Annotated in this window: 13 protein-coding genes; 12 read left to right on the forward strand and 1 reads right to left on the reverse strand. The window is 59.9% G+C overall.

From position 1 onward, the window contains the following. Positions 1 to 125 precede the first annotated feature (125 nt). The 6 genes from J2Z31_RS14665 to J2Z31_RS14690 all read left to right on the forward strand — a co-directional run bounded on the left by J2Z31_RS14665 (position 126) and on the right by J2Z31_RS14690 (position 6,992). On the forward strand, positions 126 to 1,160 hold the full coding sequence (locus tag J2Z31_RS14665) for an amino acid ABC transporter substrate-binding protein (protein WP_028002810.1): 1,035 nt from the start codon (positions 126 to 128) through the stop codon (positions 1,158 to 1,160). A gap of 86 nt (positions 1,161 to 1,246) precedes the next feature. Continuing rightward, positions 1,247 to 2,383, forward strand: coding sequence for an ABC transporter permease subunit (locus J2Z31_RS14670; RefSeq protein WP_028002811.1), 1,137 nt, complete (start codon positions 1,247 to 1,249; stop codon positions 2,381 to 2,383). After that, positions 2,380 to 3,477, forward strand: a complete 1,098-nt coding sequence (locus J2Z31_RS14675) for an amino acid ABC transporter permease (protein ID WP_234710703.1) — start codon at positions 2,380 to 2,382, stop codon at positions 3,475 to 3,477. The genes J2Z31_RS14670 and J2Z31_RS14675 overlap by 4 nt, the downstream gene beginning before the upstream one ends. Before the next feature lie 95 nt (positions 3,478 to 3,572). Continuing rightward, a complete protein-coding gene (locus J2Z31_RS14680) occupies positions 3,573 to 4,319 on the forward strand; it encodes an amino acid ABC transporter ATP-binding protein (protein WP_408022034.1) in 747 nt (248 codons plus the stop codon). 12 nt (positions 4,320 to 4,331) lie between these two features. After that, a complete protein-coding gene (gene betC, locus J2Z31_RS14685; RefSeq protein WP_150852073.1) occupies positions 4,332 to 5,891 on the forward strand; it encodes a choline-sulfatase in 1,560 nt (519 codons plus the stop codon). A 66-nt stretch (positions 5,892 to 5,957) separates the two neighbouring features. After that, positions 5,958 to 6,992 (forward strand): proline racemase family protein, encoded by a 1,035-nt coding sequence (locus tag J2Z31_RS14690; RefSeq protein WP_028002814.1) that lies wholly within the window; start codon positions 5,958 to 5,960, stop codon positions 6,990 to 6,992. A 135-nt stretch (positions 6,993 to 7,127) separates the two neighbouring features. Here J2Z31_RS14690 and J2Z31_RS14695 read toward each other — a convergent pair whose 3' ends face one another. Then, on the reverse strand, positions 7,128 to 7,778 hold the full coding sequence (locus J2Z31_RS14695) for a TetR/AcrR family transcriptional regulator (RefSeq protein WP_028002815.1): 651 nt from the start codon (positions 7,776 to 7,778) through the stop codon (positions 7,128 to 7,130). A 279-nt stretch (positions 7,779 to 8,057) separates the two neighbouring features. Between J2Z31_RS14695 and J2Z31_RS14700 the strand changes: the two genes are divergently transcribed. From J2Z31_RS14700 to J2Z31_RS14725, 6 genes are all read left to right on the forward strand, one after another. Then, the gene (locus J2Z31_RS14700) at positions 8,058 to 9,065 is read left to right on the forward strand and encodes an ABC transporter substrate-binding protein (RefSeq protein ID WP_150852074.1); all 1,008 of its coding nucleotides are present in this window, start codon (positions 8,058 to 8,060) and stop codon (positions 9,063 to 9,065) included. A 7-nt stretch (positions 9,066 to 9,072) separates the two neighbouring features. Then, the gene (locus J2Z31_RS14705; protein WP_028002816.1) at positions 9,073 to 9,861 is read left to right on the forward strand and encodes an ABC transporter ATP-binding protein; all 789 of its coding nucleotides are present in this window, start codon (positions 9,073 to 9,075) and stop codon (positions 9,859 to 9,861) included. Next, positions 9,854 to 10,627 (forward strand): ABC transporter permease, encoded by a 774-nt coding sequence (locus J2Z31_RS14710; protein WP_028002817.1) that lies wholly within the window; start codon positions 9,854 to 9,856, stop codon positions 10,625 to 10,627. Before J2Z31_RS14705 ends, J2Z31_RS14710 begins: the two co-directional genes overlap by 8 nt. 100 nt (positions 10,628 to 10,727) lie before the next feature. Beyond that, positions 10,728 to 12,800, forward strand: a complete 2,073-nt coding sequence (locus J2Z31_RS14715) for a hydantoinase/oxoprolinase family protein (RefSeq protein WP_028002818.1) — start codon at positions 10,728 to 10,730, stop codon at positions 12,798 to 12,800. Between the two features lie 37 nt (positions 12,801 to 12,837). Continuing rightward, entirely contained in the window at positions 12,838 to 14,568 is a 1,731-nt protein-coding gene (locus J2Z31_RS14720; protein WP_028002819.1) for a hydantoinase B/oxoprolinase family protein, read from the forward strand. Beyond that, positions 14,568 to 15,407 carry a sugar phosphate isomerase/epimerase family protein gene (locus J2Z31_RS14725; protein ID WP_028002820.1) on the forward strand — a complete coding sequence of 280 codons (840 nt, stop codon included), beginning with the start codon at positions 14,568 to 14,570 and terminating at the stop codon, positions 15,405 to 15,407. The genes J2Z31_RS14720 and J2Z31_RS14725 overlap by 1 nt, the downstream gene beginning before the upstream one ends. Positions 15,408 to 15,419: the final 12 nt, after the last annotated feature.

Consider the following 15,419-nt stretch of genomic DNA (forward strand, 5'->3'; position numbering starts at 1 on the left):
TCGAGGGTTCGCGTTTTGGTGGCGCCAGACTGTAGGCCGGGCGGGAGGAGAGGGGCTCGAAGAGTTCGGAACGGTGCTCCCCGGAAAAGACGAAGTGACTCAAAACCAACAGAGGATGGAATGCCATGAGAAATGCCTTGAAGCTTGCATTAGCGCTTCTTTCACTTTCGGCGGCAGTGCCGCCCGCTGCGATGGCCGCCCCGGGCGATACGCTCAAGGCAGTCCAGGCACGCGGTGCACTCAACTGCACGTCCAGCGATGGCAACTTCGAAGGTTTTGCCGAAGTTGACGCACAGGGCAACTGGCACGGCCTCGACATCGACTATTGCCGCGCCGTCGCAACGGCCATTTTCGGTAGCGACGACAAGCTCAAGTTGATCCCGATCAGCTGGGCACAGCGCTTCCCTTCGCTGCAGTCGGGCGAAATCGACCTGGTCATCAAGGCTTCGGGTTGGCTGTTCAGCCGTGATACCGAACTCGGCCTGCAGTTCTCTATGCCCTACTTCATTGGCGTCACGACCTTCATGGCGCATAAAGACCTTGCCGCCAAATCCTTGGCTGATCTTGCTGGCGGGACCGTTTGCGTCGCCGGTGGCACGTCGACCGAGAAGCTCGTCAGCGACTACATCAAGGAAAAGAAATACGAGGTCAAGGTCGTGACCTTCGAGAAGAACACCGAAGCCACCGCCGCGTATTTCGCCAACCGATGCGATGCATATGCCGAATGGGGGCCCATCGTTGCTGCGACCCGCGCCACCTCGGGCGATCCGGAAAGCCATGACATTCTGTCCGACGCGCTGGCCCTGGAAGGGGAAGCCATTGTCATGCGCCAGGGCGACGACAACTGGGTCGATATCGCGAACTGGGTCATCGCCGCGCAGCGCATCGCCGAAGAAAATGGCGTGACCTCGAAGAACATCGATGAGATGAAGGCCAACCCGCCGAACACTGTTGTCGGCAAGCTGCTCGGTGTCACGCCCGGCATCGGCACTCGTCTCGGCCTCAAGGACGACTGGGCCTACAACGTGATCAAGAAGGTCGGCAATTCCGAGGAAATGTACAACCGCAACTTCGGAACCGAGTCGCGCTATAAGCTGCCACGGGCCCTGAATTCGCTCTGGAACAAGGGTGGCGTCTTCTACGCCCCGGTCCTCGACTAAAAAAATGCCATCCTCCGCCGGGCCGGGTCCCGGCGGAGGTTCATTTCATTTTAGGCCTCCTTCTGAGGCAAGGTGGACATGGGCCCATGACCTTTTCGTTCGGAAACCGAAAGCAGCGCGATATCCTGTTGCAGGCTGTATTCCTCGCCGTCATCCTGACCATGCTGCTCATCGCCGTGATGACGACGCGACGAAACCTCGAAATCCAGGGCTTGAGTGTCGGATGGAGTTTTCTGAACTATGCGACAGGCTCTTCGATCGTCTTCTCCTTGATCGATTACGATCTTGATTCAAGCTTTGCCCGAGCGCTGCTGGTCGGCTTCATCAACACGCTGTTTCTTGGGACGATCTCGGTCTCGCTGGCGGTCCTCCTCGGCACGGTCATCGGCACGGCGCGGCTCTCCAGTCACAAGCTGGTCAAGTCCATCGCCGGCGTCTATGTGCAAATCTTCCGCAACATTCCGCTGATCCTCCAGGCCTTCTTCTGGTATGCGATCTTCGTGAATTTCCCCTCGCCACGCCAAGCGATCGCTGTGCAGGGCGGTTTCTTCATTTCCAACCGCGGTATCTTCTTTCCGATGTTCAACATCGAGGCTTGGTATCTGCTGGCCGCGATCGCACTCTTTATCATCGGCTCTGTCATTTCCGTCACCGTTGCGCGCCGCACGGGCCGCGGCTCGTCGCTGGTCGGGATTTTGATCTCGCTGGCCCTCGCCTGCATCATCGGCTATGCCGGACGCCTTGCCGACACGCCGTTGTTCGATATGCCCCAGCCCAAGGGCCTGCGCTTTCTCGGCGGCGGCACGATGACGCCGGAGCTTGGATCCGCCATCGTTGCGATCGCGCTGTTTGGTGCATCCTATGTCGCCGAAATCGTCCGCGCCGGCTTTCTTTCCATCCCAGCCGGATTGATCGAAGCCGCGCATGCGCTCGGCCTCGGCAATTGGCACATCTTCTGGCGCATCCGCTTGCCACTGATGATACGGCGCATCCTGCCGACGATGACCAACCAGATCATCTGGCTAATGAAAGCCACCACGATCGGCATTGCCATCGGGTTTCCGGATTATTTCGGCGTGGTCGCCAATTCAATCAACCATTCCGGGCAGACGATCTCGCTGATTTTCCTGCTGATCATCGGCTTCTGGGCAATCAACATGACCATCTCCTTCACCATGAACGCGATCAATCGGGCGCTTGCCCTGCCGGGACATAAGAAATGAGAGCGGAAACGATGACGGCCACCACCGAGATCCAGGCGCCGGCGTTGAACGACAGCCTCCTCGACAGCGTAAGGCGCGACTACTTCTCCTCGGTCGGACGCACGATCCTCACCTTGGTCTGCCTGGCGTTGATCCTCTCAGCGCTGTGGTTTCTCGTAAACTGGGGACTGGTCAATGCCGTCTGGTTCGGCACGCCCGAGGACTGCCACAAGGCTGCCGGCGCCTGCTGGGCCGTCATCACCGACCGCTATCGCCTGATCTTCTTCGGCCTTTATCCCTATGAGGAGCAGTGGCGTTCGGCGCTTGCGTGCCTCGCCATTCTTGCGACCGTCATTCTGTCGTGCGTTCCATTCTTCTGGTCCGCGAAACGGCTGCCGGTGCTATGGGCCTTGGGCTACGGCCTCTTCTATTTTCTCATGAAAGGCGGCGTATTTGGCATGCCCGTCGTGCTCGAAACCCAGTGGGGCGGGCTTGCGCTGACAGTCTTCGTCTTCTCGTCCACCGTTGTCATCGGCATGCCGCTTGCCATTGTTCTTGCGCTCTTGCGACGCTCCAGGCTGCCGGTGGTCTCGACCGTCACGGCACTTTTCATCGATGGCATTCGTTCGCTGCCGCTTCTCTCGATTCTGTTCACCGCCGCTATCATCCTGCCTTTGACGCTGCCGGGTTTCCTGGTTGGCGACAAGCTGTACCGCGTCATTATCGGCGCCGCCGTCTTCTTTGCGGTCTATCAGGCGGAAATCATTCGCAGCGGTATCCAGTCCTTGCCCGCCGGGCAAGAGGAAGCGGCAACCGCACTTGGCCTTAATTACTGGCAGACGATCTCGCGCATCGTCCTGCCGCAGGCTTTCCGCTTTGCGCTCCCGCCGACGATCAATCAGGTGGTGATCGCCTTCATGGAAACGGCGCTGATCGTCATTCTGGGCTTCTTCGAGATCACGGCGTCCGGCAATGCGGCATTTTCGACAGGCGGATGGAAGCCCTTCCATACCGAGGTCTATAGCTTTGTCGCTCTGATCTATTTCGTCTTCACTTACTCGCTGTCGATGTATGGCAGCTATCTCGAACGGTCCATGAAATTGGGCTTGCGGTAGCACGAGAGCGGCAAGCATGTGTCGGGCCTCGGATCCGACATGACGGGCATTCCCGCGCTCTTCGGCGCGACGGCAGGATTTTGGGAGTAATGCAAATGACCACAAGCGCTCTGGCGATCGAAGTCGACGGTCTGTGCAAATATTACGGCGCCCATCAAGTTCTTCACGGAGTGAACTTGACGGTGAAACCGGGTGAAAAGATCGTCGTCTGCGGTCCATCTGGTTCGGGCAAGTCGACCCTGATCCGCTGCCTCAACAAGCTCGAGGAACACCAACAGGGCAGGATCCGCGTGCTTGGCACCGAACTCAACGACGAGATCGACAATATCAACGAGATCCGTCGCGAAGTCGGCATGGTGTTCCAGCATTTCAATCTCTTCCCGCATCTGACGGTGCTGGAAAATTGCGTGCTGGCACCGATGCTGGTCCGTAAGATTGATCGCAAGACCGCCGAGGAACAGGCTATGACCTATCTCGAGCGCGTCAAGATCCCGCAGAAAGCAAAGAACTATCCCGGGGAACTGTCCGGCGGCCAGCAGCAGCGGGTGGCGATTGCCCGGGCCCTGTGCATGAAGCCGGAAATCATGCTGTTCGATGAGCCGACCTCGGCGCTCGATCCGGAAATGATTTCGGAAGTACTCGACGTAATGATCCAACTTGCCCAGGGCGGCATGACCATGGTGTGCGTAACGCACGAAATGGGCTTTGCCCGCAAGGTCGCCGACCGTGTGATCTTCATGGATCAGGGAAAGATCGTCGAGGATGCGCCGCCGGCAGACTTCTTCGACAACCCGCAGCATGAGCGGTCGAAACTCTTCCTCAGCCAGATTCTCGGACACTGAGAGGGCGTGGGCGTGCAATCGGTTTCCGAAAAGCCGAATATTCTGCTCGTCATGGCCGATCAGATGACCGCGATTGCCCTGTCCATCTATGGCAATCGGGTATGCAAGACGCCCAATATCGACCGGCTTGCCGGACAGGGTTCGGTGTTTGACAATGCCTATTGCAATTATCCGCTGTGCGCGCCGTCCCGATTTGCCTTGATGACCGGCCGGTTGCCGTCGCGAATCGGCGCGTTCGACAACGCCTCGGAATTCCCTGCGGCCGTGCCGACGCTTGCGCATTACCTGCGCGATGCCGGTTATTACACCTGCATATCGGGAAAGATGCACTTCGTCGGACCCGACCAGCATCACGGCTACGAGGACCGTCTGACGACAGAAATTTATCCGGCCGATTTCAGCTGGGTTCCGCCGAAGACCTATGATGAGCTGGAGGCGGAAGAACTCAAGACCAAGGGCGAGGTCCCCTTCGGCGTCTCCAGTGTCGAGACGATCGCCGATGCCGGGCCGCTCGCGCGGTCGCAGCAGATTGACTACGATGACGAGGTCGCCCGCCGCGCGACCCAGCATATCTATGACTGGCGACGCTATGGCGATGGGCGCCCGCTGTTCATGACCGTGTCCTTCACCCAGCCGCACGATCCCTATGTAACCACGCGCGACTACTGGGATCTCTACACGGACGAAGCGATCGATCCACCACGGACACCAGCGATCCCGCTGGAGGAAATGGATCCGCACAGCCGTTCGCTCTATCTCCACTACAGTCTCGACAAGTTCGAGGTGACTGATGCCATCTACCGCCGGGCTCGCCGCGGCTATTATGGCATGATCAGCTATGTGGATCGCAAGCTCGGCGAACTCAGGCAAACGCTGGAAGATGCCGGCATTGCCGACAATACGGTGATCATCTTCACCTCCGACCACGGCGACATGATCGGTGAGCGCGGCCTGTGGTTCAAAAAGAACCTCTTCGATCCGGCGATCCGCGTACCACTGGTGCTCTATGATCCGCGGCGGCAGGGCCTGAAGCGCGTCGCCGCGCCGGTTTCGCTGGTCGATATCATGCCGACATTGGTGGAGCTCGCCACCGGTTCGCTTGATGTGATTATCACCGACCACGAGGGCGACAGCCTTTTGCCCCTGATGAGCGAGGACAGGTCGGACCGGACGGTCTACGCCGAGCATCTTGACGGAGGCACCAATGCGCCACGCGTGATGCTGCGGCGCGGCCCACATAAACTCGTCGTCTCCGAAGCCTATCCGATGCAGCTTTACGACCTCGCGAGCGATCCGGGTGAGATGCGCAATCTGGCGGACGAGACTGAATGGAGCGAAACGGTCGAGGCGCTAATGGCCGGGGTGCGAGAAATCTGGGACCTGGCGGGTCTGAAGCTGGATGTCATGCGCAGCCAGCGCGTCCGCCAATTCGTCAATCGCGCCATGCAGAAAGGCAAGCTGCGCGACTGGGAGCACTATCCCGATCCGATCCGCGAGCACACCAAATTTGTCCGCACAGGCGAACGCTTCCCCGAGGTGGAGAGACGATCCTATCTGCCTTACGGTGATTGAGGACGGACCTCCTGAAGGACAGTAGAATAGTACAGTCGGGCCGCGTGCCCGCAATGAGAGGCCTCCATGATATCCGACCAAAAGCTTGAGATTCTCCAGGTTCATTGCGAGGGAGAAATCGGCAATGTTCTCGTCGCCGGCGCACCGGAAATTCCCGGTGCAACCGCGTTGGACAAGATGAACTACATCAACAATGTCGACGACAGCCTCCGCCGTTTCGTGACGTTCGAGCCGCGCGCGAATGTCGCCATGACCGTCAATTTGCTGCTGGAACCCACCCGTCCCGACGCGGATGCCGGCTTCATCGTGCTCCAGGCCGACCGTGCGCATGCAATGTCGGGCTCGAACTGCATCTGCGTCGTAACCGCGCTTCTCGAGAGCGGCCGGGTGGCCATGGTTGAGCCCGAAACGATTGTGCGTCTCGATATGCCGGCAGGTCTGGTCACAGCGCGGGCGCGCTGCGAAAATGGCCGTTGCCTTTCCGTCAGCGTCGACAATGTCCCGGCCTTTGCGGAAGCTCTCGACCAGGAGGTCGAGACGCCGCGCTGGGGTCGCATAAAGGCCGATATCTGCTTCGGCGGTGTCTATTACGGTCTGGTTGATGTCGAGCAGGTCGGGCTTACCATTGAACCGAAGAATGCGCGTGCACTGGCGGAGGCCGGTATCGAACTCAAGGCGCTTCTGGCAGAGCAGGTCAAAGTCCGACATCCGACATTGCCGGGTGTGGATGAGATCGCCTATGTGATGTTCCGTTCTCAGGAGCCGGATGGCGCGGTGCGCACCTGCACGACGCTGAAACCCGGCCGCGTCGACCGCTCTCCTTGCGGTACCGGCAGCTCGGCCAATCTTGCAAGCCTTCATGCACGTGGTCTGATCGCGGTCGGAGACACGAAGGTCTCTCGCTCGATCATCGGCGGGGAATTTCATGTCCAGGCGCTGGAGGAAACCGAAGTGGGCGGACGCAAGGCGGTCATCCCACGGATCACCGGCCAGGGTTTCGTCTATGGCAAGCAGGAATTACGCCTCGTCGCCGATGATCCCTTCGTCAAGGGCTTTGCCCTTTCCGACACCTGGGGTCCGCAGGTGCATCTTCTGGATTGATTGGCTCCCAAGGCCTAGGCTCCATGCCTCCGGGCATGGAGCCATTTTTTTGGCCGGCGCTAGCCGGAGGTCTGCGGTTTACGGAGATAAACGATCGTCATTTTCGACGGTTCGCCCCAGCAAGGAGGCGGAAATCTACCTTTTCAGATATGCCAATATGATGCTGACTGTCTGGTCACGCTGTTTGGCGACTTCAACGCTACTCTCCAGTTTTTCATCCAGCACGATCGATAGCGTGTGGATGTTGGAGAAGTAGAAGTAGCCCAGAGCCGATATGGACACGTACAGGTGTTTCAAGTCGACATCTGCTCTGAAGATGCCCTTGTCCTGGCCACTGCGGATCACCCGCGACAGTTTGGCGAGAAGGGGGGTGTAGAGGTTCTTGATGCCGAGCGCCTGTTTCAGAAAACGGGCATTCTGAACATTTTCATGGGTCAGCATTCGAACAATGCGGGGATTGTTGGCGAACGTGTCGAAGGTTGACTGAACGAGCGTCCTGACTGCGCCCACCGGGTCATTTTCATCGAGGTCAATCTCATGCTGGGAAGCGCGCAGCTTCTCATAGGTGTTCGAAAGGCTGGCTATATACAGCTCTTCCTTGCTGTTGAAGTATTTGTAGATCAGGCTTTTGTTTGTCTGGGATTGCTCGGCGATCGCATCTATCCGCGCGCCATCAAACCCGCGTTCCGTGAACTCGTCAATCGACGTGTCGATGATCCTCTGCTTCGTCCGTTCAGGGTCGCGGATCCGCTTCTTTTTGTCCGGGCCGCTTTTTTCAAGTTCCATTCTCTGGTCCATCAACACGCCCTTGGGCCTTAAACATTGAAGTTTATCGTAGCAGCCTCTGCTTAGCATTTTCCATGCTCACGGCAAACTCTAGCGCCGCGGAAACAGACCGTTTTCGCGTTCGAAAAGATGTTGCCGTGTCGCGCTAACTCATTGAATTGTCGGCATAATAAAATACTCCGGCTTTTGGTTTTTGCGCGATTGACAGACAGTCGGAAACAGGTTAGCTCTGTCCTTAATAAACTAAATAGTTCTATAAGAGCAAGAGGGGTTCTGAAAATGAGCAACCGGATGTCCAAGTTCCAAACGACTCGACGCGCGTTTCTTGCTGGCGGTATTGCCGCCCTGGCTATGCCGTCCTTGGTACGTGCTCAAGGCCTTCAGGCGCTGTCGGCCCGCATGGATTTTGCGCCTTGGGGTGTTCAAGCGGCCATGCATCTCGCCCAGGTGAAAGGGTGGTTTAAAGATGTCGGCCTGGACATTGATGTGCAGGATGGCCGTGGCTCTGCGAACACCCTGCAGCTTGTGAATGCGGGCCAGGTTGATGTTGGCCAGGTGCAGCTCGGTCTCGTCCCCCAGGCGCGTATGAAGAGTGCGACCGTGCGCTCCTTCGCTGGTTTCGCTCGCGCTACGGATCTCGCGGCAGTCGTCGACCGCGACTCGGACTACAAGACGGTTGCCGATCTGAAGGGCAAGAGCATCGTCTGTTTCGCGGCGAGCCCATGGGCGCCCTTCATCGACTATTGGCTCGCGCAGGGCGGGCTTGACCGCTCTACTGTGGAGCTGCTCCTGGTCGACCCGGCAGCCCTCTGGAGCACCTATACCACGCGCCGGGCGGATGCGATCCTGTCCACCGGCCCCTCGATCATCCCGCCTGCCGAAGCCGTTCGTCCTTCGCGCGGCATCCTCGCCAGCGACGCTGGCGTCAATTTCCCGAGCTACGGCCTCATCGCCAGTGACGAGACCATCGAAAAACGTGGTGATGCCCTGAAGGCCCTCGTGGCCTCTCAGCAGAAAGCGTGGGCCTATCTGCGTGACGGCAATGCGGGCGAGGGCGCTGAGGCCATGATCCAGCAACGGCCAACTATAAAGCTGACGAAGGAAGTTCTGACCAGGCAGATCGAATTGACGATCGAAACCTTCGAGACCCCGGCGACGGCGGGAAAACCGATCGGCTGGCAGGCTGACGCGGATTGGAACGCCGCGCTGGCGTCGATGGAAAAAGCCAATGCAATTCCGTCCGGATTGACGCTTTCCGATATTTTCACCAACGACTTCATTGGGTGAGGTCGAGATGTTGGACCAGGTCAAGGACAGCTATATCAGGGTCTCCGGCGTCGATAAGCGCTACGGCGGCAGTGATGCGTCGCTTGTTCTTCAAGACATCAATCTGGACATCAGGAAGGGCGAGTTCGTCAGCATTCTCGGTCCGAGCGGCTGCGGCAAGAGCACGCTTTTGAAATGCATCGCCGGGCTTGAGGATGTTTCCAACGGGAGCGTCACGACCCGCGGGCTTATGGTCGACGGTCCACCGGAGGGCCTCGGCATGGTCTTCCAGCGTGACATGCTGCTCGACTGGCGGACGATCCTTGAAAACGTCCTGTTTACCGTCGAGCTCCAAGGCAAGGTCAGTGCGGAGATGCGGGCAAGGGCGAGCGCGCAGCTCGCGCGTTTCGGCCTCGGCGGCTATGAGAACCGGCGCCCGTGGGAGCTGTCGGGCGGGATGCGGCAGAGGGCGTCGATCTGCCGGGCGCTTTTGACCGATCCCGACATCCTGCTTATGGATGAGCCGTTCGGGGCGCTCGACGCCATGACGCGCGATGACCTCAATGTCGAGGTCGCGCGCATCTCCCACGAGGCGCACAAGACGATCATTTTCATCACCCACAGCATCAGCGAAGCGGTCTTCCTTTCGGATCGTGTCGTGATCCTCGACCGCCATCCCGGAAGGATCGTCGAAATCCTTGATATCGACCTTCCCCGTCCGCGGCAGCTCTCCGTCCGCGAGACACCGAAATTCGGACATTACAGCAGCCATATCCGCCAGGTGTTCACGAAACTCGGGATATTCAAGAATGCGTAACATGCCGTCCATGACCACACGCTTTCTGCCCGGCCTGATAACGCTGGTTTCGGCGGTGGCGCTTTGGGAAATCGGCGTCAGGCTTTTCCAGATTTCCCCGATCCTCCTCCCGTCGCCGTCGGCGGTCTGGGTCGAGTTCTGGAAAATGCCGGCCTTCTTCCTCTACAACGCCGGGGTCACTCTGGTTGTGACGCTTGCCGGATTTTTTCTGGCCGCGGTCTTCGGCATCCTGCTGGCAGTCGTCATCGTGTCGTCGAAGACGCTCGAGCGCCCTGTATTCTCGGCGCTGGTCGCCCTGAACTCGGTCCCCAAGGTCGCTCTGGCGCCGCTCTTCGTGGTCTGGATGGGCATTGGGCCGGAACCCAAGATCGCCATTGCGGTCATGCTCGCCATTTTCGCCATCGTCATCGATACGGTCCTAGGGCTACGGTCCGTCGATCCGGACATGATCAATCTGGCGCGTGTCGGGCGGGCAAGCGCTTGGCAGATTCTCACGAAGGTCCGGCTCCCCTGCGCCCTTCCGAGCATCTTCGCCGGCTTGAAGGTTGCCATCTCGCTGGCCCTGATCGGTGCGATTATCGGCGAATTCGTCGGCAGCTCCTCGGGCCTCGGATTTGCGATTTTGACTGCGCAGGGACAGTTCGACACCCCCGGTCTCTTTGTCAGTTTGGTCCTTCTGATCGCGATGGGATCGCTCCTCTTCAACCTCATGGAAGGCATAGAGCGGCTGTCGATCCCCTGGCACACGTCGGTCCGCTCTCACTAACCACGAAACACGCAACGCATGAATGACCCCCGCGGGCGAGATCAACTCGGCCGACGGGAGAACTCGACCCAAAAAAGCGCTGATGCGCAGGAGGCATACGATGAACAACGCACGCATTGGCGTTGATATTGGCGGAACGTTCACCGACCTGGTTCTCTTCGGCGACGGCGGCGAGACCTTCTTCACAAAGGTGCCATCCACGCCCGCCAGGCCCGAGGAAGCGGTGCTGACCGGCATTCGCCAGATCACCGAGACGGCACGCATTTCCGTGTCCAGGGTGGCCGAAGTGGTCCATGGCACGACCGTGGGTTCGAACACGCTGCTACAGAAGGTCGGCGCCAAGACCGGCCTGATCACCACCAAGGGCTTTCGCGACGTGCTGGAGATCGGGCGCGTCCGCACCCCGACCATGTTCGACCTTAGCTGGGAAAAGGCCGTACCGCTGATCGCCCGCCGTTACCGCATGGAAGTGGACGAGCGGTCGACAGCCGACGGGCGCATCCTCAAGGGGGTGAACGAGCAGGAAGTGATCGATATTGGGCGCTTCTTCGAAGCAGAAGGCGTTGAATCCGTCGCGGTGTGCTTCATCAATTCCTACCGCAATCCGGAGAACGAGACCCGGGTGCTGGAAATCATGCGCGAGCATTTTCCCGACATGTGGGTGACCGCCTCGGTCTCGGTGCTGCCCGAGATCCGCGAATATGAGCGGACTTCGACCACCGCCGTGAACGCCTATGTGCTGCCGTCGCTGCGCGCTTACTTCGAGCGCCTCGAAAACGGCCTGCGCGAAATCGGCGTCTCCGCACCGCTCCTGATCAGCAATTCCAACGGCGGCCTCTCCAGCGCCCGCATGGCACAGGAGAAGCCCGTCTTCTTCATCTCCTCCGGCCGTTCGGCCGGCGTAGTCGGTGCGGGCAGACTGGGTGAAGCTGCAGGCGAGAAGGATCTGGTCGTATTCGACATGGGCGGCACGACGGCTTCCGCCTCGCTCATCCACAAGGGCGAGCTGTCGCGCGCCAACGAATATGAATTCCGCGCCGGCATTTCCACGCCGAGCCGCTTCATCAAGGCGGGCGGCTACCTGATGCGGGTCCCTACGGTAGACGTGGCGGAGGTTGGCAGCGGCGCCGGCTCCATCGCCCGCATCGATGAGGGCGGCCTATTACATGTTGGGCCGCTGTCGGCCGGCGCTGATCCAGGACCGGTCTGCTACGGCATCGGCGGCAATTCGCCGACCGTCACAGACGCCAATGTGGTGCTCGGCTTTCTGCCGGCAGCGCTGGCTGGCGGCAGTATGAAGCTCGACGTCGAGGGCGCCCGCGCCGCGATAAAGCGCGATCTTGCCGATCCGCTGAAGCTTTCGATCGAAGACGCCGCCTTCGGCATTCGCGAAGTAGTGAACATCAACATGGCCCGCACCATCAAGGCTGTCACGGTGGAGCGTGGCGTCGACCCGCGCGACTTCGCCATCCTCGCCTTCGGCGGCTCAGGCCCGGTGCACGCCTGCGATCTCGCACGCACGCTCGGCATTTCCCGCGTCATCTTCCCGCGCTCGCCCGGCGTCTTCACCGCGACCGGCATGCTTGCTGCCAAGGTCGAGCGCTATCTCCTGCGCAGCCTCCACGGCAGGCTCGACCAGTTGCCGGTCGCCGAGGTCAATGCGCTGCTCAAGGACATGCGCGCTGACGCCCATGCTTCGCTCGCCGAGGAAGGCTATAGCGATGACCAGATCGAATGCACCTTCGAAGCCGACCTGCGCTTCAAGGGCCAGGATTTCGAGATTCCGGTTGCACTTCCTGAAACAGTGACGGAGGCCGACCGCGAAAACTTGCGCGCATCGTTCCGCGAAGCCTACAAGGCGATCTACGGCTATGCCTCCGACGACAGCGTCGAGATTGTCAACATCAGGCTCAATGCCGGCGGCAATAGCGGCAACCGCCTCGCCTTCACCGCCCACAAGCCTGAGGACGGTCCGGCTGATGTCACCACGCGAAAAGTCTATTTCTCGCGCAAGGACGGTTGGATCGACACGCCGATCCACCAGCGCGCCACCTTCCGCGGCGGCGCCGTCGGGCCGCTGATCATCCAGAGCCCCGATACAACCATCGTCGTTCCACCCGGCGCCAAGGCAGATCTCGATGCCTTCGGCAACGTCGTCGCCACGCTTGCCTGAGACTCGTTGGCCTGACCCCATTCAAGGAGCTGTTCCCATGGCCCAGAAAACAAATGACCCCATTACATTCGCCGTCATCAAGAACGCGCTGGACACAATCGTCGATGACATGGCCTTTGCCGTCATGCGCACTGCGCGCTCGCCGATCGTGCGTGACGTGCTCGATTACTCGGTGACGCTCTGCGACAAGCACGGCCGCATCCTGTCGCAGGCGAAAACCGTCGCGCTGCATCTTGGCGCCGTGCCGGATGCCATGGCTGTGATCATGGAAGAGTATGCGGACGATCTCGCCGAAGGCGACGTCATCATCTTCAACGATCCCTATGAAGGCGGCATGCATCTGCCGGACATCTTCATGATCCGGCCGATCTTCCACAGCGATAACAGCCTGCGCGGTTTCTCCGTGGTCATCGCCCACCATTGCGATGTCGGCGGACGCGTGCCCGGTTCCAATGCGGCCGATTCCACCGAAATCTACCAGGAAGGCCTGCGGATCGCGCCCATGAAGCTCTACAGCAAGGGCGTGCGCAACGACACGCTGATGCGCATCATCGAAAAGAACGTCCGACTGCCGGAACTGGTCTTCGGCGATCTCGAAGCCCAGTTCGCCACCTGCAATCTCGGCGAACGCGAGCTCCTGCGCCTGATCGAGCGCTATGGCGCTGATGAACTCGACAGCTATTTCGACGACCTGATCGACTATGGCGAACAGCTCACACGTGCGGCGATCCGCTCCTGGCCGGATGGCGAATACAGCTTCGAGGATTTCATCGACGGTGACGGCTTCTCAACGGACGCGATTCCGATCCGCGTCAAACTGACGGTTGAGGGCGATCATCTCAACGTGGACTTCGCGGGCTCGTCGCCGCAGGTCAAGGGCGCGATCAATTCAACGCTCTCGTTCGTAAAGTCGGCGACTTATCTCTCGGTACGCTGCGCGCTCGATGCCGAAGTGCCGAACAATGCTGGCGTCTACCGTTGCATCACCATCACCGCGCCCGAAGGTTCGATTCTCAACCCGCAGATGCCTGCAGCGGTCGCAGCGAGAGCGCTCACTGGCTATCGCGTTGTCGATACCGTGCTCGGCGCATTGTCGCAGATAGCTCCGAAGAAGGTGATGGCGGCGGGCGAGGGCGGCAACACGGTTCTTGCCTTCGGCGGCTGGGACAAGGAAACCCGCGAGCCGTTCGTTCTCGTCGATATGATCAACGGCGCCTGGGGCGGCCGCTGGAACAAGGATGGGGTTGAGGGTGTCACCAATCCCTCGCAGAACATGTCCAACCTGCCGGTCGAGACGCTGGAAGTTCGCTATCCGATGATGATGGACGAATATAGCCTGCGGCCCGATTCCTGCGGCGCCGGCGAATTCCGGGGTGGCCTCGGTCTCATCCGCCAATATCGCCTGCTGGCCGAGGAAGCCGTGCTGCAGATCCGCGCCGATCGGCACGATCATGCGCCCTATGGCCTCTTCGGCGGCAAGCCGGCTGCAAAATGCGTCAATATTCTTGATCCCGATGGCCAGAACATCGTTCTGCCAGCCAAGATCACCCGCACGATCGGCAAGAATGTCGTTGTCCGTCACGAACAGGCTGGCGGCGGCGGTTATGGCGATCCGCTGAAGCGTCCCCTCGATCTCATCCGTGACGACCTCACCAATGGCAAGATCAGCGCTGCCTATGCCGAGGCCAACCACGGAGTGGTTTTCACCGCGGATGGAACGTCCATTGACGAAGCAAAAACGGCGGCTCGCCGCCAGGAGGTCGCATAATGTCCGCTTACGATCTGTCACGTTTTGCCATCAACCAGATTACCACGCCGAAATGGTCGATGCCGCAAGCCATTGAAGGCTATGTCTCGCAAGGCATTCCCGGCATTGCGGTCTGGCGCCATTTCCTCGACGATTACGGCGTCGAGGCGACTGCCAAACATCTGCGCGATGCCGGGATGTGGGTCGCCTCCCTGTGCACCAGTGCCTGGGTGAATGAAACCGATCCAGTGCGGCTGCGAGCGGCGATCGACACCAACAAGCGGATTCTCGACCAGGCCGCAGCAATCGGTGCTCCCTGCGTGGTCATGGTAGTCGGCGGCCTGCCTGTGGGCGACAAGGACCTCGGCGCCCAGAGGCAGCGAATTCGCGATGCGCTCGTCGAACTCGCACCCTATGCGCGCTCGGTTGGGGTCAAGCTCGGGCTCGAGCCGCTGCACCCGATGTATTGCGGCGACCGCAGCGCGATGAACCTGATCACCGATTGCAACGACATGATCGATGAACTGGGCGATGAGGCGACCAGCCTCGTCGCTGACGTCTATCATTGCTGGTGGGATCCGGCATTCGAGCGGGAATTGCGCCGGGCAGGGCCGAAGCGCATCCAAACCTTCCACTATTGCGACTGGCTTGTTCCGACCCGGAACCTGCGTGACCGCGGCATGGTGGGCGATGGTGTCATAGACCTGCCTCGCATTCGCGGCTGGCTGGACGATATCGGCTATGAGGGCCCGTTCGAACTGGAATTGTTCTCCGAACTCGATTGGTGGGAACGCGATCCGGCCGAAACAGTGCGTATCGCAATCGAGCGTTGCGGTCCTCTGATCGCGCCGCGCAAATAGCGGCTACTTGCC

It is taken from the genome of Sinorhizobium kostiense, assembly GCF_017874595.1.
Taxonomy (GTDB): Bacteria; Pseudomonadota; Alphaproteobacteria; order Rhizobiales; family Rhizobiaceae; genus Sinorhizobium; species Sinorhizobium kostiense.

Excerpts from the sequence above, each read along its gene's own strand:
- J2Z31_RS14680 (WP_408022034.1), top strand. The coding sequence starts at position 3,573 with ATGACCACAAGCGCTCTGGCGATCGAAGTCGACGGTCTGTGCAAATAT.
- J2Z31_RS14690 (WP_028002814.1), top strand. The coding sequence starts at position 5,958 with ATGATATCCGACCAAAAGCTTGAGATTCTCCAGGTTCATTGCGAGGGA.
- J2Z31_RS14715 (WP_028002818.1), top strand. The coding sequence starts at position 10,728 with ATGAACAACGCACGCATTGGCGTTGATATTGGCGGAACGTTCACCGAC.
- J2Z31_RS14710 (WP_028002817.1), top strand. The coding sequence starts at position 9,854 with ATGCGTAACATGCCGTCCATGACCACACGCTTTCTGCCCGGCCTGATA.
- J2Z31_RS14665 (WP_028002810.1), top strand. The coding sequence starts at position 126 with ATGAGAAATGCCTTGAAGCTTGCATTAGCGCTTCTTTCACTTTCGGCG.
- J2Z31_RS14670 (WP_028002811.1), top strand. The coding sequence starts at position 1,247 with ATGACCTTTTCGTTCGGAAACCGAAAGCAGCGCGATATCCTGTTGCAG.
- J2Z31_RS14705 (WP_028002816.1), top strand. The coding sequence starts at position 9,073 with ATGTTGGACCAGGTCAAGGACAGCTATATCAGGGTCTCCGGCGTCGAT.
- J2Z31_RS14695 (WP_028002815.1), bottom strand. The coding sequence starts at position 7,778 with ATGGAACTTGAAAAAAGCGGCCCGGACAAAAAGAAGCGGATCCGCGAC.
- J2Z31_RS14700 (WP_150852074.1), top strand. The coding sequence starts at position 8,058 with ATGAGCAACCGGATGTCCAAGTTCCAAACGACTCGACGCGCGTTTCTT.
- J2Z31_RS14725 (WP_028002820.1), top strand. The coding sequence starts at position 14,568 with ATGTCCGCTTACGATCTGTCACGTTTTGCCATCAACCAGATTACCACG.
- J2Z31_RS14675 (WP_234710703.1), top strand. The coding sequence starts at position 2,380 with ATGAGAGCGGAAACGATGACGGCCACCACCGAGATCCAGGCGCCGGCG.
- J2Z31_RS14720 (WP_028002819.1), top strand. The coding sequence starts at position 12,838 with ATGGCCCAGAAAACAAATGACCCCATTACATTCGCCGTCATCAAGAAC.